This window comes from Delftia sp. Cs1-4 (assembly GCF_000214395.1).
In the GTDB taxonomy this organism is placed as follows: Bacteria; Pseudomonadota; Gammaproteobacteria; order Burkholderiales; family Burkholderiaceae_C; genus Comamonas; species Comamonas acidovorans.
On record NC_015563.1, the window covers coordinates 6,220,586 to 6,244,571 of the forward strand.

Consider the following 23,986-nt stretch of genomic DNA (forward strand, 5'->3'; position numbering starts at 1 on the left):
TGCCTGCGTCACCGACGCTGCCACAATGTTCGCTTCCTCTGACTTTTTCTGAAGGAGCAAGCACATGGCTGGCAAGAAGATTCTGATGATCTGTGGCGACTACTGCGAGGACTACGAAACCATGGTCCCCTTCCAGGCCCTGCAGGCCGTGGGACACACGGTGCATGCGGTCTGCCCCGACAAGAAGGCCGGGGAACACATCAAGACGGCCATCCATGATTTCGAGGGCGCGCAGACCTACAGCGAAAAGCCCGGCCACAACTTCACGCTCAACGCCAGCTTCGCCGACATCAAGCCCGAGCAGTACGACGCCCTGGTGATCCCCGGTGGACGCGGCCCCGAGTACCTGCGCAACTACGACGCCGTGCGCGCCGCCGTGCGCCACTTCTTCGACAACAACAAGCCTGTGGCCGCCGTCTGCCATGGCGCCCAACTGCTGGCCGGAGCCGGCGTGCTCAAGGGCCGCACCTGCTCGGCCTACCCGGCCTGCCGTGCCGAGGTCGAACTGGCCGGCGGCACCTATGCCGACATCGGCGTGGACCAGGCGCATACCGAAGGCAACCTGGTCAGCGCCCCCGCCTGGCCCGCACACCCGGCCTGGATCGCCCAGTTCCTGACGCTCCTGGGCACGCGCATCAGCCACGGCTGAGCACGCAGCGGACGTTGGCGCCGGGCGGCTCAACCGCCCCAGCGCACCAGCACGATGCCGCCGAACACCAGCGCCGAGGCCAGCATGCGCACGCGGCCCAGGCGCTCGCGCATCAGCCAGGCAGCGATCCAGCCCGCAAACAGCACGCTGCTTTCACGCAGCGCAGACACCAGCCCCATGGGCGCCTGCGACAGCGCCCAGGTCGCCATCCAGCTGGCACTCAGCTGCATGGCGGCGGCCAGGGCGCACAGGCGCCAGGTGCGTGCATCGGCACGCAGCACGGCGGGGCCGCGCCGCCAGGCGACGATCAGCACCGTGGCCAGGCCATCGCCCATCGTGAGCAGGGCCGCATAGAGCAGCGCGGAGCCGGATGCGCGCGCTCCCAGCCCGTCGATGACCGTATAGCAGGCAATCATGGCGCCCGTGGCCAGCGCATAGCCGCTGCCGCCATAACCGCTGGCCGCGCCGCTGCGCACCGACAGCGCCAGCACGCCCAGCGACAGGCACAGCACGCCGGCCAGCCCGGTCGCGCCCGGCCACTCACCGGCCAGCAGCGCCGCGCCCAGCGTCACGAACAGCGGCGCACTGCCGCGTGCCACCGGGTAGACCACGCCGAACTCGCCATGCTGGTAGGCGCGCGGCAGCACGAAGTGATAGACGGTGTGCACGGCCACCGAGGCCGCCAGCCACCACCACACCGATGCGTCCCACAGCCCCGCCGCGCGCCAGTCCAGCCAGGGCAGCACCAGCAGCGACCACAGGCTGGCCAGCCCCGTGGTCAGCGCCATGGCGACCATCTTGTCGCCGCCCAGCTTGATGGCGCTGTTCCATCCCGCATTCATCAGCGCGGCCCCCAGGGCCGCGGCCAGCACCGCATTGCTCAATTCCATTCCATGGCCTCGTTCTTGATACGGGACGGGATGATGGATTCGTACCCAGATTAGATAAAGTCGAATCTTTGGAACATCATCTTCAGGAAACCTGATGCGACGCCTGAACCTTGACCAGCTCCAGACCCTGGTGGCCGTGGCCGACCTCGGCACGCTGGCTGCCGCCGCCCAGGCCCTTCACCTGTCGCCGCCCGCCGTCAGCCTGCACATCCAGGAACTGGAAGCGCGCCTGGACACCCCCCTGCTGGTGCGCGGCAAGCGCCAGGCGCAGCTGACGCCCGCAGGCGCTCTGCTGGCCGAAGGCGGACGCCGCCTGCTGGCCGACAGCGAATCCCTGCTGCGCCAGGTGCGCAAGCGTGCCGAGGGCTTTGGCGCCAGCGTGCGCATAGGCGCCTCGGCCGGCGTCAGCCCCCTGCTTTTGCCCGAACTGCTGCAATGGCTGGCCGAGCACGCGCCCGGCGTGGAACTGCGCCTGGAAGTCGTGAGCTCCGCCCAGGCCATGCAGCGCCTGGCGACTGGCCACCTGGACCTGGCCCTGGTCGGGCTGCCCCAGCCCGTGCCTTCCGGCCTGGAAATGCGCGCCTGGCGCAACGACCCCATGGAGCTGTTTGCCCCGCCGCAGATGCCGCTGCCCGACCAGATCACTCCCGAATGGCTCAACGCCCAGCCCTGGATAGGCTTTGCCGCCGGCACCCAGATGCACCGCCTGCTGTCCCAATGGTTCGCCCAGGCGGGCCTGCTGCCCCAGCCGCGCATGGAAATGAGCTTTCCCGAAGGCATACGCGCCCTGGTCGCCGCAGGCCACGGCCCCACCGTCCTGCCGCGCGAGGAGCCCATGGACGCCGTCAGCCGCACGCTGCAGCAGCGCGGACTCAGCCCCGCCCTGACACGCCCGCTGGGCCTGGCCTGCCGCAGCGCCGCGCAACAAGACCCGGCCGTGCAGGCCGTGGTGCGCGGGTTGATGCGATTTGCCGACACTCTTTGATCGCGGCGGCCCAGCCCTCGAAATCCCATAGTCGGGGCCTATGACATCGGACAAAATGCCTCCCCACATCATTGAGAGGGAGCGCAATGCTAGTTGGAATCGATCTGGGCACCACCAATAGCCTGATCAGCATTTATCGCGATGGCAAGACCGAACTCATACCCAATTCGCTGGGCCATTTCCTGACTCCGTCGGCCATCAGCATTTCGGACGATGGTGCCATTCTGGTGGGCCTGGCGGCCCGGGAACGTGTTGCCACGCATCCCCAACAATCGGCCATGGCGTTCAAACGCTGGATGGGCACGGACCACACGGTTGTGCTGGGGCCCAAGCGTCTGCGCGCCGAGGAATTGAGCGCGCTGGTCATTGGCGCACTGGTGGCGGATGCGCAAGCCTATCTGGGCGAACCCGTGACCGAGGCAGTCATTACCGTGCCGGCCTATTTCAACGATGTGCAGCGCAAGGCCACGCAGGCGGCTGGCCAATTGGCAGGTATCAAGGTGGAACGGCTGCTCAACGAGCCCACGGCAGCCGGCCTCGCCTATGGCCTGCAGGAAAGGCCGGATCACTCGACCTTTCTGGTGTTCGATCTGGGCGGCGGCACCTTTGACGTTTCCGTGCTCGAGTACTTCGAAGGCGTGGTGGAAGTGCGCGCCAGCGCCGGGGACACACGCCTGGGCGGCGAGGACTTCGCGCAGGTATTGGTCGATTGGTTCATTGAGCAGACGCCTGCATTGCGCAGCGTTCCCCGCGAAAGCCTCTCTTCCGATGGGGGGCTCTGGCACGCTGCGGAACAGGCAAAGCGCGACCTCAGCGAGAGCGAGTCCACTGAAATGCGGTTTACCTACCAGGAGACGCCGCATGCATTGACGCTCAGCCGTGTCGACTATGAAAACCGCTGCGCAGACCTGCTGCAGCGACTGCGCAGGCCGCTGGAACGCGCCATGCTCGATGCGCAATTGGACATTGCCAATCTGGACGAAGTGGTACTGGTCGGGGGCGCCAGCCGCATGCCCATGGTCCGCCAGCTGGTCACGCGCCTGTTCGGCCGACTGCCGCTGCGCACCATCCATCCCGATGAAACGATTGCACACGGCGCAGCCATTCAAGCCGGCCTCAAATCACGCAATGCCGCACTCAGCGAAATCGTGTTGACCGATGTGATGCCTTACTCGCTGGGAGTCGTGAGTTCGGAAAATATCGATGGACGGCATTACAGCGACCGCTTTTCACCCATCATCGAACGCAATACGCCGGTGCCGGTATCGCGTGTCCAGACCTACAGCACCGTTCAGGATGGACAGACGCGCATCGTCATCGACGTGCGCCAGGGCGAGTCACCCATGGGCAGCGAGAACCTGAAACTCGGCGACCTGGAAGTCGAGATACCGGCGAAGGGACGCGGCGAGATCAGCATCAATATCCGCTTCACCTATGACGTCAATGGTCTGCTCGAAGTGGAAGGGCATATTCCGGCAACCGGCCAGACCACCAGCACGCTGATCAAGCGCAGCGATCATGTCCTGAGCGACGAGCAGATCCAGGAGGCCCTGCTCAAGCTGCGCGCACTCAAGATCCATCCGCGCGACAAACAGGAAAACGCTTATCTGGTCGCACGGGCCAAGCGGCTGTACGAAGACAGGCTGGGCCCTGCGCGACAGGACATAGGTCACGCGCTGGCGCGTTTCGAAGCCATTCTCGACAGCCAGGACGAGCAGCAGATCCGCCAGTGGCGCGGCGAGTTCAGGAAGTACCTGGACAGCATCGACAAGGGCTTCGTGCTATGAACTTCTGGCAAGTACTGGGCATTGAAGCCACGACCGACCTGCCGGCCATCAAGAAGGCCTACGCAGCCAGGCTCAAGCACACGCGGCCCGATGACGATGCGGCCGCCTATCAATCACTGCGCGAGGCCTATGACCTGGCCCTGCAGCACGCCAGGCGACCGGCCACGGGCGATCCGCAGATGCCGAGCACGGCTGCGGTCGAGCAGGTATCCAGTGCCAGGCCTGCGCAGCAGGAACAAGAGCCTGCACCGCTGTCGGAGCCGGTGCCTGGCCCCGGGACTCAACCTCTGCCCGGCAACACGGACGCAGCAGAACCCCAGGCACAGGAAGCCGCCTTCATCCCGCCCAGGGATCTGGCGCACGAAACGCTCAACTACCTCAAGCAGGCAGGGCCTGATGCACTGCTGAACGGCTGGCCCAATCTGCGGCGGGAACTGGACAAGCTGCCCCTGTCACAGCGTCCTGACGCCTGCAACTGGTTTGCGCAGTTGGTGATCGAGGTGCCCGAGCTTCCGCCGGCATTTGCGCGCGCCCTGTCCGAGTATTTCGCCTGGGAGACGGATTTCCGCGCCTGGCAATGGATGGGGCATGCCCGCGCCACCGCCTTGCGAGAGCAACTGGACCAACTGGAATCCCGTTTCTACCCCGATCCTGCCTTCAGGCAGTACTACGGCCAAATCGCGCTGTTCGGGCAACTGGTGCAGCAGCTTGCAAAGTGGCGCATCTACCTGCTGGCGATGCTCGCCCCCAGCCGGCTTGCCCGCCTGTGGAACGAACTCAGCCCGGGGCAGCGCTATGCGCTCGGCGTCCCGAAGCCGCCGCTGCATTCACTTGCCGACCACGCCATGGAAATGGGCTGCGCCTTCCGGACTGCCCTGGTGGTCTTTCTCTCGTCCGTGCTGATGTCCTGGAGCGAATATGCCCATGAGCCCTGGTGGGTCCGACTCATGGCGGTGCTCCTCATCGGGTATGGCACGTTCGTGATGGCCGGCTACGCCTATAGCGGGGTGCTGCACGTCAAGCACGCCCAGCACGCGGCACTGTGGAAGGGGGGACTCAGCCGCAACAGGATGCTGGCGATGGTCTGGACTGCCGTGGCGCTCATGGTGACGGCGACGGCCATTTTCGGCATCTGGGAGGCCCGCATGTGGCCCGTGCTCTTCACCTCGGTGGACAGCACGCCGCTGCTCTTCGTGGCCGTGATGCTGGTGCTGGTTGCCTACTGGCTGGCGCTGCTGCCTGCCAGCCCGGCTGGCAAGGCCTTGCCGCCTCTGCTGCTGTGGTGCGCCCTGGCCGTGCAGGCCCTGCCATGGTTCAAGGACATGCCCTGGACCGGAGCCCTGGCCGGCGCGACCTGGTTCCTGGTCTGTGCCATCGCGTACACGCTGCACGGTGACCGCATGGAGCAGGCATGGCATGGACTCAGGCAGTCGGTCGTTCTGCGCAAGCAGCAGCGGCGCAGTTCGAGCCTGCAGGAAATACTCGTACTCTCGCTGGCATTGCTGCGCCGCACAATCGCACTGCCCTACCGGCTGATGGTGCTGGGCTCGGAACAATCCCCCCATTTCTTGGCTGCTGTACTTTGCATGTCGATGGTGGCCATCGTCCCCGAATATCGTGCGTGGCAGATCCCTCTGACGGCCTGTGCCATGGCCGCTGTATCCCTGTTCAGCAGTCTCTGCTTCGACAACGCAGCGTCCGCCCTGATACCCGACCAGCCGAAGTCCGCCTGGCGCGGCTGGCTCGGCTTGGCGATGCTGGGCCTGTGGCTGATCTGGGCCGGGATGTACTGGCGCGATCCCGCTGCGATCCACGCACTCCTTGGCGGTGCGCCGCAGAAGGAGGCCGCGGGGTCACCATTCCTGGACGCCATCGTCTTTTATCTGGTGCCGCTGCTGCCCGTGTTTCTCAACCAGGGCTGGTTCCAGTTCCAGAGGATCAAGCCTGCGAACACCTGAATCGCAGGCTCAGGCGGGCAGCAGCCCGTCTCCTGCCAGCCCGGCCTCCTGCAGCACCCACGCACGCAGCGCCTCGATGGCCGGCTGGCCCTGGCTGCGCCGGGGGTAGAGCAGGTGGTAGGCGTAGGCCGGGCCCAGGCCCACGGCGATGTCGAACAGGCGCACCAGGCGGCCACGGGCCAGGTCTTCGGCCACCAGGTCCTGCTCGACCAGGCCCACGGCGCCGCCGTCCAGCACGGCCTGCACGACATGGCTGGAGTCGGTGAAGGCGATGCAACGGCCTGCGTCCAGGCCCTCCACGCCGGCCGCCGCCATCCACATCGGCCAGTTCGGCCAGACCTGGCCGTCCACCCTGCAATCGACATGGCACAGCGTGTGCGCCAGCAGGTCAACGGGCCGGGCCAGCGGCGGGCCGGACTGCAGCAGGGCCGGGCTGCAGACGGGGATCACCCTGGCATCGAACAGGCGCACCGCCAGGGTGTGCGGATCACGGCCGGTGCCGAAGCGGATGGCGGCGTCGATGTCATCGGCGTCGAAGTCGCGCACCTCGTCGCAGATGTCGAAGCTCAGTTCGATCTGCGGATGCGCGGCGCGAAAGCGCGGCAGCCGGGGCAGCAGCCACTGCGTGGCAAAGCGCGCGCCCAGCGACAGGCGCAGCCGCGTCTCGCCCCGGGCCAGCTGGCGCGCCCGGCCCGTGGCGCGCCGCAGCAGGCCCAGCGCCTCGGCCGTGGCCTCCAGCAGCACGCTGCCTGCGGGCGTGAGCTGCATGCTGCGGCTGTTGCGCGTGAAGAGGACGAGGCCCAGCTGTTCCTCCATCTCCTTGATCTGGTGGCTGACCGCCGCCGGGGTCAGCCCCAGTTCGTCGGCCGCGCGCGTGAAGTTCAGGTGGCGCCCTGCAGCCTCGAAGCTGCGCAGGGCGCGCGTGCCGGGTGGAAGCTGGCGCATGGATCTTCAAATTTTTCTTGATGAAGTGCCGAATACTACTTGCTTCCTCTTTTGGGACTGCCATCGAACAATCAAGAAAACTTGATGGATGAACCCATGGAAACCGCCTCCTTCTTCACCAGCCTTATCGATGGGCAGCCCGCTACGGCGGCCGAACTCGCCGCCCTGGCCTTTGCCGGCCATGCCCATTTCACGGCCATGCAGGTGCGCGGCGGCCGGCTGCGCGGGCTGGACCTGCATCTGCAGCGCCTGCGCCAGGCCTCGCTGGAGCTGTACGGCCAGGCCTTGTCCGATGACCATGTCCAGGCGCAGCTGCGGGCGGCGCTTGCCAACGGCCCGCAGGATGTGTCGCTGACCGCCACGGTGTACTCGCCTGCCGGGGAATTCACGGCCGCCGATGCGCGGCCGCGCATGCTGGTGCGCACCTCGGCACCCGCCTCGGGCCCCGCCGGGCCCTTGAGCCTGGCGCTGTTCGAGCATGAGCGCATGCTGCCCCACCTCAAGCATGTGGGCGAGGTGGCCAAGACCCATCTGCTGCGCCGCGCCGTGGCCCAGGGCTTTGACGACGCCGCCTTTGCCGACCGCCACGGCCGCATTGGCGAGGCCACCATCTGGAACCTGGCCTTCTGGGATGGAGATGCCGTGGTCTGGCCGCGCGCCCAGGTGCTGCCGGGCACGACCGAGTCCATGCTGCGGCGCCAGTTGCAGCGCCTGGGCGTGGCGCAGCGCCAGGCCGTGCTGACCCGGGCCGACCTGCCATCCCTGGCTGGCGCCGTGGTGATGAATTCGTGGTCCCCGGGCATTCCGGTCAGGCGCCTGGCCGATGTGCATCTGCCCGATGCGCCCGGCTTCGTGCAGTTGCTGCACCGCGCGCATGCGGCCGAGGAACCGGTTGCACCCTGAGTCCTCGCCATGAAAAAAGGGAGCCGCAAGGCTCCCCGTCTCTTCACCCGTGCAGCGCCGGTCTCAGTTCAGCGCCATGCTGAGCTTGCGGCGGTAGCTGTTGACCAGTTGCGTGGCTTCGTCCTGCTCGGCGCCAGCCTTGCCCAGCAGCTCGATGCCGCCGCTGCTCTTGCCGGGGATGGCGTCCTGCTTCTTGGGCTTCGGGGGCGTGAGCAGCTCCAGGATGCCCACGTAGAGCTTGCGCGCGGCCTGGCCGTTCCAATCCTTGTCGCGCATGATGATTTCCAGCAGTTCGTCCATGCTGGCTGCCCATTGGCCTTCGGCGGCCAGGGCCCGGGCCTTGCCGAAGCGGGTGTCGAAGTCGCGCTTGTTCTGCGCGATGACGGCATCGAACTGCGCAAACTCCCAGTTGCCACGCTCGTCGTTGTGCACGAACAGCATGCATTGCAGCCACTGGTTGAGCGCCTCGAAGCGCGTGGCCTGGGGAATGCGCTTGAGCGGCTCGGCCAGCAGGGCGCCGGCCTCTTCGTAGCCGCCCGTGGCGATCAGCAGGCGCACGTAGTCGAAGCGCGCATCGTCGTTGGCGGGGTCGGCGGCCAGCGCGTCGGCCAGCTTTTGCAGGGCGGCCTGGGTGTCGCCGGCTTCCAGCAACTGGTGGGCCTCGTCGGCTTCGGCCTCGGCGGCCAGCTCGCCTTCCGAGGGCAGGTGCTTGTCGAGGAACTCGCGCAGCTTGCCTTCGGGCTGCGCGCCCATGAAGCCGTCCACGGGGCGGCCGCCCATCATCAGAATGCAGGTCGGGATGGAGCGGATGCCGAACATGCCGGCCAGTTGCTGCTCCTGGTCGGAGTCGATCTTGACCAGCTTGAAGCGGCCCTCGTAGGCCACTTCGAGCTTTTCCAGGATGGGGCCCAGCGTCTTGCACGGGCCGCACCAGGGCGCCCAGAAGTCGACGAGCACCGGCACCTGCATGGAGGCGGCGACGACTTCGGCTTCGAAATTCTCAATGGTGACATCAATCATGTGATCAGACCCTGTGGCAAGGCGCGCGGCCAGGGCGCGCGGACTGTGGCGGTTCGGAGTTCGGCGGCCGAATGCCTCCGATGCGGACCGTGTGATTCTCCAGCAATTCCAAGGCCCAGGGCGTGAACGCCATGGGCGGCAGCCACCCCAGATGGGAGCAGGCTGCGCGCATTTCAAGCCGCCCGGCCGAGGGCGCGGCGCGGCAGCGCTGGGCTATATTGGCGCGCTGTGCCGCCATTGCGGCCTGCCATCAACGCAATGAGGGAGGGCTCGCCTTGATCAAGGTTTCGCAGCTGGTGTTCGAGTACCCCGGCCACCGCGCGCTCGATGGCGTCAGCGTCCATATCGCCGCAGGCACCGTCACGGCCCTGGTGGGGCCCAACGGCGCCGGCAAATCCACGCTGATGCGCTGCATCGCAGGGCTGGACCAGCCGCTGTCGGGCCAGGTCCAGGTGCATGGCATTGCCGTGCAGGAGCAGCCCCGCGAAGTGCACCGGCACCTGGGCTATCTGTCGGATTTCTTCGGCCTCTATGACCGCCTGAGCGTGCGGCGCTGTCTGCAGTACGCGGCCCTGTCCATGGGCGTGCCCCCGTCCGAGGCGCCGCAGCGCGTGGCGCACGTGGCCGGGCAGCTGGGCCTGGCCGATCTGCTGGAGCGCCTGCCCACCGAGCTGTCTCGCGGCCAGCGCCAGCGCGTGGCCATCGGCCAGGCCATCGTCCACCAGCCGCGCGTGCTGCTGCTGGACGAGCCGGCCAGCGGCCTGGACCCCGAGGCCCGCGCCAGCCTGTCCCAGCTGATGCGGGCGCTGCAGGCCCAGGGCATGACCCTGATCGTCTCCAGCCACATCCTCAGCGAACTCGACGAGTACTGCACCCACATCCTGAGCCTGCGCGGCGGCCGCGTGGAAAGCCACGAGGCCCTGCACGGCGGCATCAAGGCACCTGCCGCCGGCGGCGATGTGCCGCTGGCGCTGTACGCGCTGGAGCTGGCACCGCCCCCGGGTGCCTCGGCCGGGTCGCTGGCACGGCAACTGCATCTAGTCCTTCCCGACACCCCTGTGCCGCCGCCCGATGACCAGGGCCTGGTGCATCTGCAGCTGTGGCTGCCCGCCCTGCCGCGCGAACGCGCCGACCTGCTGGCACGCCTGGTTGGCGCCGGCCTGCCCGTGGCCAGCCTGGCGCCTGTGCGCGAGCGCCTGCAGGACCGCTACGCACGCGGCCTGCAGGCCGCAGCCCCCCTCACCCCTGCGGAGCAGCCATGACGCACAACCCGGAATTCCAGCGCCAGCTCTGGCTCAACTGGCGGCCCGCCCAACTGGGCTGGAGCCTGCTGCTCACCGCCTTGCTGCTGGCCACGCCAATGGTCCTGGTCCAGCCCGAAGACCGCCTGCATGCCCTGCTGGTCGCCGCCCTGATCGGCATGTGGATCGCCGCGGCCGGCCTGGGCAGCGTACTGGCCGGGCGCGGCCTCAACGAAGAGGCGCACCAGCACACCTGGGACTGGCAGCGCCTGTCGGCCCTCACGCCCTGGCAGATGGCCTGGGGCAAGCTGCTGGGCGCCCCGCTGGCGGCCTGGCTGTACATGCTGTGGTGCGCGCTGGCCGTGCTGGTCACCTCGGCGGGCCAGCCGGGCGGGCTGGCCTGGGGCGTGCACGCCGTGCTGCAGGCCGTGCTGTGGGGCCTGGCCCTGCAGGCCTGGAGCATGCACTCCGTGCTCATGGGCTGGGGACCGAAGGAGCAGCCCGCGCGCCGCATCCGCTTCGTGCTGGTGCCGCTGCTGTTCGTGATGGTGCTGCCCGGACCTATCCTGGGCCGGTTGACCGAGCAGCTGGGCCGCGAAGAAGGCCGCCCTGTGCTGTGGTGGTCCGTGCCGCTGCACGGGCGCGGCGCCATCTACCTGTTCGGCGCCATCGCGCTGGGGCTGGGCCTGCTGGCCCTGTGGCGGCTGCTGTGCACGCGGCTGGATGTGCGCACCCTGCCCTGGGCCTGGCCGCTGGGCCTGTGCGTGGCGGGCCTGGCCTTTGGAGGCATGCACCTCGATGCAATGCAGTTGCATGGCCCCGGCCCGGCCTCTTTCTTCGCTTGGACCACCGGGCTGGCGCTGGCGGGCACGGCCTATGTCTGCCTGCACGGCATGGACGAGGGCCTGCGCAGCTGGCGCCAGGTGCAGTGGTGCGTGCTGCAGGGGCGCTGGCGTGGCGCGCTCGAAGCGCTGCCGCTGTGGCCCGTGAGCTGGCTGCTGGCCGTGCTGGCCTGCGCGCTGTGGCTGCTGTGGCCCGCGGGCGGCCAGCCCATGGTGCCGGGCGCGGCCCAACTGGCGGCGCTGGCCACGGCGCAGTTGCTGCGCGATGCCGCGCTGGCCACGGGCTTTTCCCTGCTGGCCGGGCGCATCAAGTCGCCGCTGGCCGCGTTTGCCGTCACCTGGCTGCTGGTCAACATCGTGCTGCCGCTGCTGGCCTTTGGCCTGGCCGGGGCCGATGCCGCCGTGCTGGCCCAGCCGCTGGCAGCCGGCCTGACAAAGCCCGTCACCAGCGGAATGTGGCTGTCGCTGGCCGTGCAGGTGGGGCTGGCCCTGGCCTGGCTGGCCCATGTGTTTCGCCAGCGCGTGCTGGGTTTTGCGCGCGAGCAGCACACGGCTGTGCGGTGATTTGCAGGGGGATGCGGGCCGATCCGGACTAAAAAAGTAAAATCGCGGGTTCCACTAGGCCGGGCCGCAGGCGCCCTCACGACATGAACTCCATCCAGATCGGTGTGGTCATGGGCTCCAGCAGCGACTGGGAGACCATGCAGCACGCAGTTGCCATTCTTCAGCAATTTGGCATCGCCCATGAAGCCCAGGTCGTCTCGGCCCACCGCATGCCCGACGACATGTTCGCCTATGCCGAAGCCGCTGCCGGCCGTGGCCTGAAGGCCATCATCGCGGGTGCGGGGGGCGCTGCCCACCTGCCCGGCATGATTGCCGCCAAGACCGTGGTGCCCGTGCTCGGCGTGCCCGTGGCCAGCCGCCACCTGCAGGGCGTGGACTCGCTGCACTCCATCGTGCAGATGCCCAAGGGCGTGCCCGTGGCCACCTTCGCCATCGGTGCGGCCGGTGCGGCCAATGCGGCCCTGTTCGCCGTGGCCCTGCTGGCCAATGAGGACCCGGCCCTGCGCTCCAGGCTCGAAGCCTTCCGCGCCGAGCAGACCGCCGCAGCGCGCGCAATGACGCTTCCCCCGGTGGCCGTATGAGCGCAGATGTGATCCTGCCGGGCGCCACGCTGGGCGTGCTGGGTGGCGGCCAACTGGGCCGCATGTTCGTGCAATCGGCCCAGGCCATGGGCTATTTCACGGCCGTGCTCGACGCCGACCCGACCAGCCCTGCCGGCCTGGTCAGCCACCACCACATCCGTACCGGCTACGAAGACCCGCAGGGCCTGGCCGAACTGGCGCGCCTGTCGGCCGCCGTCACCACCGAATTCGAGAACGTGCCCGCCGCGGCGCTGAACCTGCTGGCCGCCCAGCGGCCGGTCTCGCCAGCCGGCTCGTCCGTAGCCATTGCCCAGGACCGCGCCCAGGAGAAGGCCCACTTCGTGCGCTGCGGCGTGCCCTGCGCGCCCTATGCGGTGATCGAGACGCCCGCCCAGCTGGCGGCCGTGCACGCCAGCCTGCTGCCCGGCATCCTCAAGACCGCCCGCATGGGCTACGACGGCAAGGGCCAGGTGCGCGTGAAGAACGCCGCCGAGCTGGCCACCGCCTGGGAGCAACTGGGCCGCGTGGCCTGCGTGCTGGAAAAAATGCTGCCGCTGGCCCATGAATGCTCGGTCATCGTGGCGCGCGGCCGTGACGGCTCCATGGTCAACCTGCCCGTGCAGCGCAACCTGCACCGCGAAGGCATTCTCTCCGTCACCGAGGTCTACGAAGGCAACCTGCCGCAGGCCCAGGTCGAGCAGGCGCTGGCCGCCGCACGTTCCGTGGCCGACGGCCTGGACTACGTGGGCGTGCTCTGCGTCGAATTCTTCGTGCTGCAGGACGGCATGCTCGTGGTCAACGAGATCGCGCCGCGCCCGCACAACAGCGGCCACTACAGCCAGAACGCCTGCGATGTCTCGCAGTTCGAGCTGCAGGTGCGCTGCATGACCGGCCTGCCGCTGACGCAGCCGCGCCAGCACAGCCCGTCCATCATGCTGAACCTGCTGGGCGACCTGTGGTTCAAGGACGGCGAACAGGCCAAGGCGCCGGCCTGGGACCAGGTCCTGGCCCTGCCCGGCTGCCACCTGCACCTGTACGGCAAGCACGACGCCAAGCGCGGCCGCAAGATGGGCCACCTGAACGTCACCGGCCCCTCGCCCGAGGCCGTGCGCTCCACCGCCCTGCAGGCCGCTGCCATCCTGGGTATAGAGCCGTTCTGAAGGCCCGCGCGATGATTCTTGATGGAACGCTGGCGGCCTCTGTCCAGGCCGCCGCGCAGGCGCTGCAGCGCGGCGAACTGCTGGGCCTGCCCACGGAAACCGTCTACGGCCTCGCGGCCGACGCCGACAACGACGCGGCCGTCGCGCAGATCTTCACCGCCAAGGGCAGGCCGCCCAACCATCCGCTCATCGTGCATGTGGCCGACAGCGGCGCCATCACGCGCTATGCGCGTGAAGTGCCGCTGTTCGCGCAGCAGCTGATCGACGCCTTCTGGCCCGGCCCGCTGACCCTGATCCTGCCGCGCATGCCCCAGGCCGCCCGGGCCTCGACCGGCGGCCAGGACAGCGTGGGCCTGCGCTGCCCCTCCCACCCCGTCGCCCATGCCGTGCTGGCCGCCTGCCAGCGACTGCAGCCGCCCGTCTGGGGCGTGTCGGCGCCCAGCGCCAACAAGTTTGGCCGCGTCAGCCCCACCACGGCGGCCCATGTGGCCGGCGAGTTCGGCGACGCGCTGCTGGTGCTGGACGGCGGCGCCTGCGAAGTGGGGATTGAATCGACCATCGTGGACTGCACGCGCGGCGTGCCCGTGCTGCTGCGCCCCGGCGCCATCACGCGCGACGATATCGAGCGCGCCTGCGGCCAGCGCCCCCTGTCCAAGGAAGAGCTGCAGGAAAACACGCCACGCGCCTCCGGCACCCTGCTGGCCCACTACGCGCCCAACGCCCAGGTGCGCCTCATGGACGCCAGGCAGCTGCAGGCCGGGCTGGACGTGCTGGGCGCCGACGCCAGGAACCTGGCCGTCTACCACCGCACACCGCTGCGCACCGCCTCGCGCGCCGTCACGCTGCGCGCCATGCCCGCCGACGCCGCCGCCACCGCGCGCGAGCTGTTCGGCGCCCTGCGCGATTTCGATGAAGTCGGCGCCCGGCTGATCTGGATCGAGACTCCACCCGACACGCCGGACTGGGAAGGCGTGCGCGACCGGCTGCTGCGCGCGGCAGCTGCGGGATAGAAGAGGCCCCCCCCGGGACTGCAGTGCCGCATCGGGCATCAACCCGCGCGCCTGTCCAACGGCGTGCGCCGCAGGAACAGGCGCCGTTCCAGGCCTTTGAATGGCAGGAGTTGGTAGAATCGCGCTACACAATCCCTTCGCGGTGTCATTCAGTTGGCTCAGGCTTAGGGCGAAAAGGCCACCGCAAGGTGGTCTTTTCATTGGTGGCTTGGACATTGACCAGAACAACCATCTACATCGACGGCTACAACCTCTACTACTCGCGGCTCAAGGGCACGCCGTACAAGTGGCTGGACATTGCTGCGCTGTTTCGTGATCGCATCCTGCTGCCGCAAGACCCTGGCGCAGAGGTTGTCGCCATCAAGTACTTCACGGCCCCTGTCAAAGCCTCGTACGCCCGGCATGGCGAGGCATCGGTCCAGGCACAGACCCAGTACCTTCGCGCCCTTCAGGCACGAGACCCTGGCCTGATCCAGATCGTCAACGGCTTCCACGTCTTCGAACCCACATCCCTGCCGAGCTACCAAGCGGGCGCCAACCCGAGCAAGAACAACGTGTCGCGCGTCTGGATGATCGAAGAAAAGCAGACCGACGTGAACCTTGCGCTGCACGCCTACCGTGATGCAGTACGTGGCGAATGCGACCAGCTGGTGATCTGCTCCAACGACAGTGACGTGGAACCCGCACTGCGCATGCTGCGCGAGGACGTGCCCGCCGCCAGGCTGGGGCTGGTCATGCCATTGCGCGACAGGACCGCAGCAGACGGCAAAGTGCCCAACAAGCGCTTGACGGCGTTGGCGCACTGGGTTCGCCATCACATCAGGGACGACGAGCTGGCGCAATCGCAGTTGCCGCTGAACGTGCAGACGCGGAAAAAACCAGCCAGCAAGCCTGCGCATTGGTGAACCCCCACAAAGCGGCCCTGGGCGGAACGCTGCCGCCTAGGACCTCTTCACCGAAGGCTCGTACGCCAGCTCCATCCGGTAGGCCAGCGCCAGGAACAGCGACTGCGCCAGGGTCAGCGTGCTGGTCAGGGAGCGAAAGCCGAAGGTGGCTGCGTCCTGTGCCAGCAGGGTGACGGTGGCGCGGGATGCCAGGGGGCTGAGCTGGCTGTCGGTCAGCGCCAGCAGGCGCGCGCCGCGTGCCAGGGCCGCGTCCACCATTTCCAGCGTTTCGGGCGCATAGGGCTCGAAGGAGACGGCCAGCATCACGTCGCCGGGCGCCAGCGCGCGCAGCTCGCCCTTTTGCATTGCGCCCAGGCCGTGCAGCCAGTGCACGGGCTTTTCGGTGTGCTGCAGCGCATAGGCCAGGTAGGCGCCCACGGGGAAGGCCCGGCGCGAGGCGGCCAGCCACAGCGAGGGGGCATCCAGCATGAGGTCCACCGCCGCCTCGAACTGCTCGGGCAGCAGGCCGCGCTGCAGGGCCTGCAGGCTTTCGATGCTGCCTTCGATGACCTCGTGCGCCAGGCGCGCACTGCTGCGTGGCTCGTTGCCCGAGGCGATCAGGCCCCGGATGCGGTCCTGGTAGTCATGCTGGGCCGAGAGCTGGCGCGCCGCATCGGCGCGGAACAGCGCCTGCAGTTCCGAGTACCCCGAGAACCCGAAATGCTTGGCAAAGCGCACCACGGCCGAAGGCTGCACGCCACATTGCTCGGCCGTGGCCTGGATGCCGTCGAAGGCCAGGCGATCGCCCTGCATTTCCACATGGCGGCCGATGGCCTTGAGCTGGCGGCTCAGGGCCTCGAAGCCTTCGCGCAGCACGGTGAGGAAGGCGGCGCGGTCGGCGTAGGGGCCGGCCAGCGAGGGGGCGCCTGCATCGCCAAGGGTTTTTCTATTTTTCATATATATGGAAAACTTTTTCTATTTCGATCTATGATCGCATGCACGCAACGATTATGGACAGGCCCGCACGCGGGTGTCCGCAACGCACAGGCCTATGACGATGAGCATGCTGAACTTTCCCTCCGACCGGCCGCTGGACGTGGCCTGCCTGGGCCGACTGGCCGTGGACCTTTACGCGCAGCAGATCGGCTGCAGCCTGGAGGAGGCCAGCAGCTTTGCCAAGTACCTGGGCGGCTCCTCAGGCAACATGGCTTTCGGCACGGCGCGCCTGGGGCTGCGCTCGGCCATGATTTCGCGCGTGGGCGATGAACAAAATGGCCGCTTCCTTGTCGAGACGCTGCGCCGCGAGGGCTGCGACACCAGCCAGGTGCAGGTCGATGCCCAGCGCCTGACCGGCATGGTGCTGCTGGGCATCAAGGACCAGGAGACCTTCCCCCTGCTCTTCGCCCGCGAGAACTGCGCCGACATGGCCCTGGACGCCGAGGCCATCAGCGAGGCGTTCCTGGCCCGCTGCCGCTGCCTGGCCATCACGGGCACCCACCTGAGCGCACCCGGCGTGCTGGCCGCCAGCCGCAAGGCACTGGAGATGGCAGGCCGCCATGGTCTGGTGCGCGTGCTGGACATCGACTACCGGCCCGTGCTGTGGGGCCTGGCCTCGCGCGGCGACGGCGAGACACGCTATGTGGCCAGCGCCGAGGTCAGCCGCAGGCTGCAGGCCGAGCTGGGCCAGTTCGAACTCATCATCGGCACCGAAGAGGAATGGCTGATCGCCGGCGGCGTGGAGGGCGACCTGATCGCCAGCCTGCGCCGCGTGCGCGAATGCAGCCGCGCCGTCTTTGTGGTCAAGCGCGGGCCGCTGGGCTGCTCGCTGATCGAGGGCGAGGTGCCCGATGCGATCGCCGATGCGCCCACGGTGCTGGGCGAGCGCGTGGAAGTGCTCAATGTGCTGGGCGCGGGCGATGCCTTTGCCTCGGGCCTGCTGTCGGGTCTGCTGCGCGGCAAGAGCCTGGAGGAAGCTGCGGCGATTGCCAACGCCTGCGGCGCCATCGTGGTCTCGCGCCATGGCTGCGCGCCGGCCATGCCCACGCAGGCCGAGCTGGCGCACTGGTTCTCGGGCCACCGCCATCCGCGTCCTGACCAGGACCCCGAGCTGTCCCACCTGCACCGCGTCAGCCGCGCGCGGCCGCAGTGGCCCGCGCTGTGCGTGCTGGCCTATGACCACCGCAGCCAGTTCGACGATCTGGCGCGCGAGGCCGGCGCAGCGCCCGCGCGGCTGCGCCCGCTCAAGCGGCTGATCAACGAGGTGGTCGCCCAGGTCGAGCGCGATCCGGGCAACGCGGGCCGCATGGGCGTGCTGATCGACGGCCGGCACGACCTGGGCGAGGCCGCCCTGCACGATGCCACGGGACGCGGCTGGTGGATAGGCCGGCCCATCGAGCTGCCGGGCTCGCGCCCGCTGCGCTTTGACGGCACGGACTCGCTGGCTTCCGAGCTGCTGCACTGGCCGCAAAGCCATACCGTCAAATGCCTGGTCTTCTACCACCCCGACGACACGCCCGCACTGCGCGCCGAGCAGGATGCCTGGCTGCAGCAGGTCTGGACCGCCACGCGCGCCAGCGGCCATGAGCTGCTGCTGGAAGTGATCCCGCCAAAGGACACGCTGGCGCCCGACGACCGGGGCGAGGCCGTGCTGCGCGCCATACGCCATTTCTACGACCTGGGCCTCAAGCCCGAATGGTGGAAGGTGGGCACCATGGCGCGCGAGAACTGGGAGGCGCTGGACGCCCTGGTGAACGAACGCGACCCCTGGTGCCGGGGCGCCGTGATCCTGGGGCTGTCCCAGCCCGTGGAACAACTGGTGCAGGGCTTTGCCCAGGCGCGGGCGCCCGTGGTCAAGGGTTTCATGATCGGCCGCAGCGTCTGGGCCGGCCCGGCCCTGCAGTGGCTGCGCAACGAGCTGGACGACGCCGCGCTGCGCGATGCCGTCGCCGCCAACTTCCGCGCGCTGATCGCGGGCTGGGATGCCAGCCGCGTGGGCGCGCGCCAGGACATCACCGAAGGAGCCACGGCATGAGCCTTCTCGTCAAGGCCGCGCCCGGCCGCATCGTCACCGACATCACGCCCGCCAGCGCGGGCTGGAAGCATATCCACTTCAAGGCCCTGCGGCTGCAGGCAGGCGAGGTGGAGGCGCTGTCCACCGGCCCGCTCGAATACTGCATCACCGTGCTCACCGGCCAGGTGGATATGCGGGTCGGCAGCCAGGCGTTCAGCGCCCTGGGCAGCCGCTCCAGCGTGTTCGAGGAGAGTGCGCCCACGGCCGTCTACGTGCCGCCCGGCCAAAGCCTGCGCATCACAGCGCGTGGACCCGCCGACATTGCCTTGAGCGCCGCACCCGCCACGGGCCGCCATGCCACGCGCGTGATCGCGCCCGAAAGCATGCGCCGCAGCGTGCGCGGCCAGGGCAGCAACACGCGCCATGTCTGCGACATCCTGCCCGAGACCGAGGCGGCCGAGTCCCTGCTGGTGGTCGAGGTCATCACGCCCGCGGGCAACTCGTCCAGCTATCCGCCGCACAAGCACGACAGCGCCGACCCCGCCGCGCCGGACGCCGAGACCGTGCTGGAGGAGACCTACTTCCACCTGCTCAACCCCAGCCAGGGCTTTGCCTTCCAGCGCGTCTACACCGATGACCGCAGCATCGACGAAGCCATGGCGGTGGAGCACCGCGACACCGTGATGGTGCCGCGCGGCTACCACCCCTGCGTGGCCCCGCACGGCTACGACCTCTACTACCTCAACACCATGGCCGGGCCCGAGCGGCGCTGGGCCTTCCGCAACGACCCCGCGCACGAATGGATGCTGCGGCCGCGCTGACGCACGGCGCAACAGACAACCATAAAAACCACCGGAGACAAAAATGCTGTTCAACCCAATGGCCCTGCACCGCCAGGCCTGGCTTTCCTGCGCCCTGCTGACGCTGGGCATGGGCACCGCCCAGGCGCAATCCGCCCCAGCCCCGTCCTCCCAGAGCGCGCCAGCCTGGCCCACCCAGCCCGTCAAATGGGTGGTGCCCTACGCACCGGGCGGCACCACCGACGTGATCGCGCGCCAGCTGGCCGTGCAGATGGGCAAGGACCTGGGCCAGCCCGTGGTGGTGGACAACCGCCCCGGCGCGGCCAGCATCATCGGTGCCACGCTGATCGCACGCGCCCCGGCCGATGGCTACACGCTGGGCACGGCCGACTCGGGCACGCTGGCCTTCAACCCCGCCATGTATGCGCGCCTGAGCTATGACGCGGGCAAGGACTTCAGCTACATCGGCGGCCTGGGCCGCATGCCGCTGGTGCTGGCCGTGCATCCGTCCTTCCCTGCGAAGAACGTGCAGGAATTCCTGGCGATGGCGCGCAAGGAGCCGGGCGGCATCTCCTCGGCCTCGTCGGGCCCGGGCTCGCCGCTGCACGTGGCGCTGGAGCTGTTCAAGCAGCGCACGGGCACCCAGATCCTGCACGTGGCCTACAAGGGCTCGGCCCCGGCGCTGCAGGACCTCATGGCCGGCCAGATCCAGTCCATGTTCGTGGACCTGCCGCCCAGCATCTCGGCCATCCGCGCGGGCAAGCTGCGCGTGCTGGCCGTGGCCACGCCCCAGCGCCTGCCCATCCTGCCCGACGTGCCCACCATGGCCGAGGCCGGCGTGCCCGGCTTCGAAGCCTATGCCTGGCAGGGCTTCGTCGGCCCCGCCCACCTGAGCCCTGCGCTCACCGAGCGCCTGAACAAAAGCCTGGCCACCGCCCTGCGCCACCCCGAAACGCGTGCCAAGCTCGAAGAGATCGGCATACAGCCCATGGAGATGACGCCGCAGCAGTTCGCAGGCTTCGTGCGCTCGGAACAGGCGCTGTGGAGCGGCGTGATCAAGGCCGCCAACATCAAAATGGATTGAAGCGCAGACATCGCCACATAAAAAAGATCCCGGAGACAAGCCATGACCCTCGCATCCCGCCGCCAATTCATCCACTCGCTGGCCGCCCTGGCCGCAACGCCGGTCCTGCCCGCCATGGCGCAGGCACCGGCCGGCGCCTGGCCCCAGCGCCCCATTGAACTCATCGTGCCCTTTGCCGCTGGCGGCGGCACCGACGTGCTGGCACGCGCGCTGGCCGAGGTGGCGCGCAAGCACCTGCCGCAGGACCTGATCGTGCTCAACCGCGCAGGCGCCAGCGGCGCCGTGGGCTGGACCGAACTGGCCAACGCCAGGCCGGACGGCTACAAGATCGGCATCATCACCGTCGAGCTGACCATGATCCCGCACATGGGGCTGACCAAGATCAGCTCCGACGCCCTGCTGCCCGTGGCCCGCCTGAACGCCGACCCCGCCACCATCGCCGTGCGTGCCGACTCGCCCTATCGCAGCATCGAGGAACTGATCGCCGCCGCGCGCAAGGACGAGGCCGCCGTGCGCATCGGCAATGCCGGCCCGGGCTCGCTGGGCCACCTGGCCGCCGCCGCGCTGCAGGACAAGGCAGGCGTGAAGTTCAACCACGCGCCCTACCGCGGCGCCAACCCTGCCGTGCTCGACCTGCTGGGCGGCCACATCGAGGCCGTGGCCGTCACGCCCGTGGAGGTGGCCACCTATGTGGCGGCCGGCAAGATCCGCCCGCTGGCCATCATGGCCGAGCAGCGCATACAGGCCGGCTGGGAAGCCGTGCCCACGCTCAAGGAGCGCGGCATCGACCTGCTCATCGGCGGCTGGCGCGGCCTGGCCGTGCCCCGCAACACGCCCGACGCCGTAGTCCAGACCCTGCGCAAGGCCATGGCCCTGACCCTCAAGGACCCCACTTTGCGCGAGACCATGGCCAAGCAGAACATGGGCGAGGGCTACCTGGACCAGCCCGAATTCAAGGCCGTGATCGACCGCGACAACGCAGTGTTCAAGCAATTGGTGGACAAGCTGGGGATCAAGGCCTGAGGGCTCGCCCTCAGCGGATGAACCCCGCCGCAAACGACGCCCGCAGGAACTCCACGAACACCGCCACCGCGCGCGGTACGTGGCTGGCGTAGGGGCGTATCGCGAACAGGTGTTCGCCGAAGGCATCAACGGGCCGCCAGCCGGGCAGCACCTCGCGCAGATGGCCGGAGGCCAGGCCCGACTGGGCGCTGAAGTCAGGCACCAGGGCGATGCCCAGGCCTGCCATGGCGGCGTCGCGCAGCATTTCGCTGTTGTTGGCGGCAAAGCCGCCGGCCACGGGCACGACGGTGCGTACTGCGTCTGCACTGGCGTCTGCACCGGCGTCCGCACCGGCATAGGCGGGCACGAAGCTCCAGGCCATGGCGCCCTGGGTGCGCGGGTAGTGCAGGCACTGGTGCGCGGCCAGGTCCTGCGGGGTGGCCGGGGTGCCGTGCGCGGCCAGGTAGTCCGTGCTGGCCACCAGCAGCGAGCGCGTGGGCGCCAGCGCCCAGGCCACATGGGTTTCGGGCGGGGTGGAGGCATGGCGCACGGCAATGTCGAAGCCCTCCATCGCCAGCGAGCGCAGGTGGTCAGACAGGTCCAGCTCCAGCCGGATCTGCGGATGGGCGCGCAGGAAGGCCGGCAGCCGGGGCATGAGCTGCTGGCGCGAGAAGGCCACGGGCGCGGTCACGCGCAGCAGGCCGCGCGGCTCAGCCGCCAGGTCGCGCACGCCCGCAAAGCTGTCGGCGATGTGCTCGAAGGCACCGCGCGTCTCGTCCACCAGGCGCTGGCCCGCTTCGGTCAGGCGCACGCTGCGCGTGGTGCGCGTGACCAGGGCCACGCCGGCCGCGCGCTCCAGCTCGGCCACGCGCTGGCTCATGGCCGCCTTGCTCACGCCCAGGCGCGCGGCGGCCGAGGTAAAGCTGCCTTGCTGCTCCAGCACGACCAGCCAGTGCAGGTGACTCCACAAGGCCTCGGCCTTGGCATCGGGTTTTTCATTTGCCATGCAGGGATTGTTCAGCAAAATGAACAATCAATTCAAGCGCAGCGCCTAGGCAGGCCGAAGGCGCACTCCTAGACTGGCCGGCATGAACACCGCAAACACCTCCTTCGCTTCCATCGTCCATTACGTCAACGGCCAGCGCACGGCAGGTGCCAGCGGCCGCGAGCAGGACGTGACCAACCCGGCCACCGGCCAGGTCACGGGCCGCGTGGCCCTGGCCTCGCGCGCCGATGTCGATGCCGCCGTGGCGGCCGCCCAGGCGGCCTTCCCCAAGTGGGCCGACACGCCGCCGCTGCGCCGGGCGCGCGTGATGTTCCGCTTCCTCGAACTGCTCAACCAGCACAAGGACGAACTGGCCCACGCCATCACGGCCGAGCACGGCAAGGTCTTCACCGATGCGCAGGGCGAGGTCAGCCGCGGCATCGACATCGTGGAGTTCGCCTGCGGCATCCCGCAGCTGCTCAAGGGCGATTTCACCGACCAGGTCTCCACCGGCATCGACAACTGGACGCTGCGCCAGCCGCTGGGCGTGGTGGCGGGCGTGACGCCGTTCAACTTCCCCGTGATGGTGCCGATGTGGATGTTCCCGGTGGCCATTGCGGCGGGCAACACCTTCGTGCTCAAGCCCAGCCCCATCGATCCCACGCCCTCGCTGCTGATCGCCGACCTGCTCAAGCAGGCCGGCCTGCCCGACGGCGTGTTCAACGTGGTCCAGGGCGACAAGGAAGCCGTGGATGCGCTGATCGAGCATCCCCAGGTGAAGGCCGTGAGCTTCGTGGGCTCCACGCCCATTGCCAACTACATCTACGAGACGGGCGCGCGCCACGGCAAGCGCGTGCAGGCCCTGGGCGGCGCCAAGAACCATATGGTGGTCATGCCTGACGCCGATATCGAACAGGCCGTGGACGCACTGATCGGCGCCGGCTACGGCTCGGCCGGCGAGCGCTGCATGGCCATCAGCGTGGCCGTGCTGGTGGGCGATGTGGCTGACCAGCTGCTGCCGCGCCTGATCGAGCGCACCAAGGCGCTGAAGGTGCTGGACGGCGAGGACCTGGCCGCGGAAATGGGTCCCATCGTGACCCGCGCCGCGCACGATCGCATCAGCGGCTACATCGACCTGGGCGTCAAGGAAGGCGCGCAGCTGCTGGTCGATGGCCGGGGCTTCGACGGCAAGGCGGCCGGCGCCGCCACGGGCACCGACACCTCGGGCGGCTTCTGGCTGGGCGGCACGCTGTTCGACCATGTCACGCCCGACATGCGCATCTACAAGGAAGAGATCTTCGGCCCCGTGCTGGCCGTGGTGCGCGCCAAGGACTTCGCCGAGGCCGTGCAGCTGGTCAACGACCATGAGTTCGGCAACGGCGTGGCCTGCTTCACACGCGACGGCAACGTGGCGCGCGAGTTCGGCCGCCGCATCGAGGTCGGCATGGTCGGCATCAACGTGCCGATTCCCGTTCCCATGGCCTGGCACGGCTTTGGCGGCTGGAAACGCAGCCTGTTCGGCGACATGCATGCCTACGGCGAGGAAGGCGTGCGCTTCTATACCCGCCAAAAGAGCATCATGCAGCGCTGGCCCGAGAGCACGCCCAAGGGCGCGGAATTCGTGATGCCCACGGCCAAGTAGGCGCAGGCCCGCTCCATGAAAAAACCAGCCCGCGGGCTGGTTTT

21 protein-coding genes are annotated in these 23,986 nt (G+C 68.7%); 16 read left to right on the plus strand and 5 right to left on the minus strand.

All coding sequences use genetic code 11. The annotated features are described in order from the left end of the window. The first annotated feature begins 64 nt into the window (after positions 1–64). Entirely contained in the window at positions 65–649 is a 585-nt protein-coding gene (locus tag DELCS14_RS27310) for a DJ-1/PfpI family protein (protein WP_012202930.1), read from the plus strand. A 29-nt stretch (positions 650–678) separates the two neighbouring features. On the opposite strand, the gene DELCS14_RS27315 is transcribed toward DELCS14_RS27310, so the two are convergent. Continuing rightward, positions 679–1,539, minus strand: a complete 861-nt coding sequence (locus tag DELCS14_RS27315) for a DMT family transporter (protein WP_013804475.1) — start codon at positions 1,537–1,539, stop codon at positions 679–681. Between the two features lie 94 nt (positions 1,540–1,633). On the opposite strand from DELCS14_RS27315, the gene DELCS14_RS27320 reads away from it, so the two are divergent. The 3 genes from DELCS14_RS27320 to DELCS14_RS27330 all read left to right on the plus strand — a co-directional run bounded on the left by DELCS14_RS27320 (position 1,634) and on the right by DELCS14_RS27330 (position 6,269). Further along, positions 1,634–2,524 (plus strand): LysR family transcriptional regulator, encoded by an 891-nt coding sequence (locus tag DELCS14_RS27320; RefSeq protein ID WP_013804476.1) that lies wholly within the window; start codon positions 1,634–1,636, stop codon positions 2,522–2,524. A gap of 86 nt (positions 2,525–2,610) precedes the next feature. Continuing rightward, positions 2,611–4,311: a molecular chaperone HscC gene (locus DELCS14_RS27325; protein WP_013804477.1), complete on the plus strand. Its 1,701-nt coding sequence runs from the start codon at positions 2,611–2,613 to the stop codon at positions 4,309–4,311. Further along, on the plus strand, positions 4,308–6,269 hold the full coding sequence (locus DELCS14_RS27330) for a J domain-containing protein (protein ID WP_013804478.1): 1,962 nt from the start codon (positions 4,308–4,310) through the stop codon (positions 6,267–6,269). The genes DELCS14_RS27325 and DELCS14_RS27330 overlap by 4 nt, the downstream gene beginning before the upstream one ends. A 9-nt stretch (positions 6,270–6,278) precedes the next feature. On the opposite strand, the gene DELCS14_RS27335 is transcribed toward DELCS14_RS27330, so the two are convergent. Next, positions 6,279–7,214, minus strand: coding sequence for a LysR substrate-binding domain-containing protein (locus DELCS14_RS27335; protein ID WP_013804479.1), 936 nt, complete (start codon positions 7,212–7,214; stop codon positions 6,279–6,281). Positions 7,215–7,310: 96 nt separating this feature from the next. On the opposite strand from DELCS14_RS27335, the gene DELCS14_RS27340 reads away from it, so the two are divergent. Continuing rightward, positions 7,311–8,117, plus strand: coding sequence for an aminotransferase class IV family protein (locus DELCS14_RS27340; RefSeq protein ID WP_013804480.1), 807 nt, complete (start codon positions 7,311–7,313; stop codon positions 8,115–8,117). 63 nt (positions 8,118–8,180) lie between these two features. On the opposite strand, the gene trxA is transcribed toward DELCS14_RS27340, so the two are convergent. Beyond that, positions 8,181–9,137, minus strand: a complete 957-nt coding sequence (trxA, locus tag DELCS14_RS27345) for a thioredoxin (protein ID WP_012202925.1) — start codon at positions 9,135–9,137, stop codon at positions 8,181–8,183. Positions 9,138–9,412: 275 nt separating this feature from the next. Between trxA and DELCS14_RS27350 the strand changes: the two genes are divergently transcribed. From DELCS14_RS27350 to DELCS14_RS27375, 6 genes are all read left to right on the plus strand, one after another. After that, complete coding sequence (locus DELCS14_RS27350; protein WP_013804481.1) at positions 9,413–10,399, plus strand: ABC transporter ATP-binding protein; 987 nt, start codon at positions 9,413–9,415, stop codon at positions 10,397–10,399. Continuing rightward, the gene (locus DELCS14_RS27355; protein ID WP_013804482.1) at positions 10,396–11,784 is read left to right on the plus strand and encodes a hypothetical protein; all 1,389 of its coding nucleotides are present in this window, start codon (positions 10,396–10,398) and stop codon (positions 11,782–11,784) included. The genes DELCS14_RS27350 and DELCS14_RS27355 overlap by 4 nt, the downstream gene beginning before the upstream one ends. Before the next feature lie 83 nt (positions 11,785–11,867). Next, positions 11,868–12,365: a 5-(carboxyamino)imidazole ribonucleotide mutase gene (gene purE, locus DELCS14_RS27360; RefSeq protein WP_013804483.1), complete on the plus strand. Its 498-nt coding sequence runs from the start codon at positions 11,868–11,870 to the stop codon at positions 12,363–12,365. Beyond that, positions 12,362–13,525 (plus strand): 5-(carboxyamino)imidazole ribonucleotide synthase, encoded by a 1,164-nt coding sequence (locus DELCS14_RS27365; protein ID WP_013804484.1) that lies wholly within the window; start codon positions 12,362–12,364, stop codon positions 13,523–13,525. Before purE ends, DELCS14_RS27365 begins: the two co-directional genes overlap by 4 nt. Before the next feature lie 11 nt (positions 13,526–13,536). Then, entirely contained in the window at positions 13,537–14,535 is a 999-nt protein-coding gene (locus DELCS14_RS27370; protein ID WP_013804485.1) for an L-threonylcarbamoyladenylate synthase, read from the plus strand. Between the two features lie 215 nt (positions 14,536–14,750). Then, positions 14,751–15,440 carry an NYN domain-containing protein gene (locus DELCS14_RS27375; protein ID WP_225971041.1) on the plus strand — a complete coding sequence of 230 codons (690 nt, stop codon included), beginning with the start codon at positions 14,751–14,753 and terminating at the stop codon, positions 15,438–15,440. Positions 15,441–15,476: 36 nt separating this feature from the next. On the opposite strand, the gene DELCS14_RS27380 is transcribed toward DELCS14_RS27375, so the two are convergent. Continuing rightward, positions 15,477–16,376: a MurR/RpiR family transcriptional regulator gene (locus tag DELCS14_RS27380; RefSeq protein ID WP_013804486.1), complete on the minus strand. Its 900-nt coding sequence runs from the start codon at positions 16,374–16,376 to the stop codon at positions 15,477–15,479. Positions 16,377–16,476: 100 nt separating this feature from the next. Between DELCS14_RS27380 and iolC the strand changes: the two genes are divergently transcribed. Genes iolC through DELCS14_RS27400 form a run of 4 tightly spaced genes read left to right on the plus strand, consistent with a single transcriptional unit; the run spans position 16,477 to position 21,336 of the window. Beyond that, the gene (gene iolC / locus DELCS14_RS27385) at positions 16,477–18,450 is read left to right on the plus strand and encodes a 5-dehydro-2-deoxygluconokinase (protein WP_013804487.1); all 1,974 of its coding nucleotides are present in this window, start codon (positions 16,477–16,479) and stop codon (positions 18,448–18,450) included. After that, the gene (gene iolB / locus DELCS14_RS27390; protein ID WP_013804488.1) at positions 18,447–19,250 is read left to right on the plus strand and encodes a 5-deoxy-glucuronate isomerase; all 804 of its coding nucleotides are present in this window, start codon (positions 18,447–18,449) and stop codon (positions 19,248–19,250) included. The genes iolC and iolB overlap by 4 nt, the downstream gene beginning before the upstream one ends. Positions 19,251–19,293: 43 nt before the next feature. Then, the gene (locus DELCS14_RS27395) at positions 19,294–20,313 is read left to right on the plus strand and encodes a tripartite tricarboxylate transporter substrate binding protein (protein WP_012202915.1); all 1,020 of its coding nucleotides are present in this window, start codon (positions 19,294–19,296) and stop codon (positions 20,311–20,313) included. Between the two features lie 42 nt (positions 20,314–20,355). Beyond that, complete coding sequence (locus DELCS14_RS27400; RefSeq protein ID WP_013804489.1) at positions 20,356–21,336, plus strand: tripartite tricarboxylate transporter substrate binding protein; 981 nt, start codon at positions 20,356–20,358, stop codon at positions 21,334–21,336. A 10-nt stretch (positions 21,337–21,346) separates the two neighbouring features. Here DELCS14_RS27400 and DELCS14_RS27405 read toward each other — a convergent pair whose 3' ends face one another. Further along, on the minus strand, positions 21,347–22,321 hold the full coding sequence (locus tag DELCS14_RS27405) for a LysR family transcriptional regulator (protein WP_013804490.1): 975 nt from the start codon (positions 22,319–22,321) through the stop codon (positions 21,347–21,349). Positions 22,322–22,403: 82 nt separating this feature from the next. Here DELCS14_RS27405 and DELCS14_RS27410 point away from each other — a divergent pair, with 82 nt between their 5' ends. Continuing rightward, the gene (locus DELCS14_RS27410) at positions 22,404–23,942 is read left to right on the plus strand and encodes a CoA-acylating methylmalonate-semialdehyde dehydrogenase (protein ID WP_013804491.1); all 1,539 of its coding nucleotides are present in this window, start codon (positions 22,404–22,406) and stop codon (positions 23,940–23,942) included. Positions 23,943–23,986: the final 44 nt, after the last annotated feature.

Coding starts and splice junctions, on each gene's coding strand:
- DELCS14_RS27310 (WP_012202930.1), top strand. CDS start 65: ATGGCTGGCAAGAAGATTCTGATGATCTGTGGCGACTACTGCGAGGAC.
- DELCS14_RS27315 (WP_013804475.1), bottom strand. CDS start 1,539: ATGGAATTGAGCAATGCGGTGCTGGCCGCGGCCCTGGGGGCCGCGCTG.
- DELCS14_RS27320 (WP_013804476.1), top strand. CDS start 1,634: ATGCGACGCCTGAACCTTGACCAGCTCCAGACCCTGGTGGCCGTGGCC.
- DELCS14_RS27325 (WP_013804477.1), top strand. CDS start 2,611: ATGCTAGTTGGAATCGATCTGGGCACCACCAATAGCCTGATCAGCATT.
- DELCS14_RS27330 (WP_013804478.1), top strand. CDS start 4,308: ATGAACTTCTGGCAAGTACTGGGCATTGAAGCCACGACCGACCTGCCG.
- DELCS14_RS27335 (WP_013804479.1), bottom strand. CDS start 7,214: ATGCGCCAGCTTCCACCCGGCACGCGCGCCCTGCGCAGCTTCGAGGCT.
- DELCS14_RS27340 (WP_013804480.1), top strand. CDS start 7,311: ATGGAAACCGCCTCCTTCTTCACCAGCCTTATCGATGGGCAGCCCGCT.
- trxA (WP_012202925.1), bottom strand. CDS start 9,137: ATGATTGATGTCACCATTGAGAATTTCGAAGCCGAAGTCGTCGCCGCC.
- DELCS14_RS27355 (WP_013804482.1), top strand. CDS start 10,396: ATGACGCACAACCCGGAATTCCAGCGCCAGCTCTGGCTCAACTGGCGG.
- purE (WP_013804483.1), top strand. CDS start 11,868: ATGAACTCCATCCAGATCGGTGTGGTCATGGGCTCCAGCAGCGACTGG.
- DELCS14_RS27365 (WP_013804484.1), top strand. CDS start 12,362: ATGAGCGCAGATGTGATCCTGCCGGGCGCCACGCTGGGCGTGCTGGGT.
- DELCS14_RS27370 (WP_013804485.1), top strand. CDS start 13,537: ATGATTCTTGATGGAACGCTGGCGGCCTCTGTCCAGGCCGCCGCGCAG.
- DELCS14_RS27380 (WP_013804486.1), bottom strand. CDS start 16,376: ATGAAAAATAGAAAAACCCTTGGCGATGCAGGCGCCCCCTCGCTGGCC.
- iolC (WP_013804487.1), top strand. CDS start 16,477: ATGAGCATGCTGAACTTTCCCTCCGACCGGCCGCTGGACGTGGCCTGC.
- iolB (WP_013804488.1), top strand. CDS start 18,447: ATGAGCCTTCTCGTCAAGGCCGCGCCCGGCCGCATCGTCACCGACATC.
- DELCS14_RS27395 (WP_012202915.1), top strand. CDS start 19,294: ATGCTGTTCAACCCAATGGCCCTGCACCGCCAGGCCTGGCTTTCCTGC.
- DELCS14_RS27400 (WP_013804489.1), top strand. CDS start 20,356: ATGACCCTCGCATCCCGCCGCCAATTCATCCACTCGCTGGCCGCCCTG.
- DELCS14_RS27405 (WP_013804490.1), bottom strand. CDS start 22,321: ATGGCAAATGAAAAACCCGATGCCAAGGCCGAGGCCTTGTGGAGTCAC.
- DELCS14_RS27410 (WP_013804491.1), top strand. CDS start 22,404: ATGAACACCGCAAACACCTCCTTCGCTTCCATCGTCCATTACGTCAAC.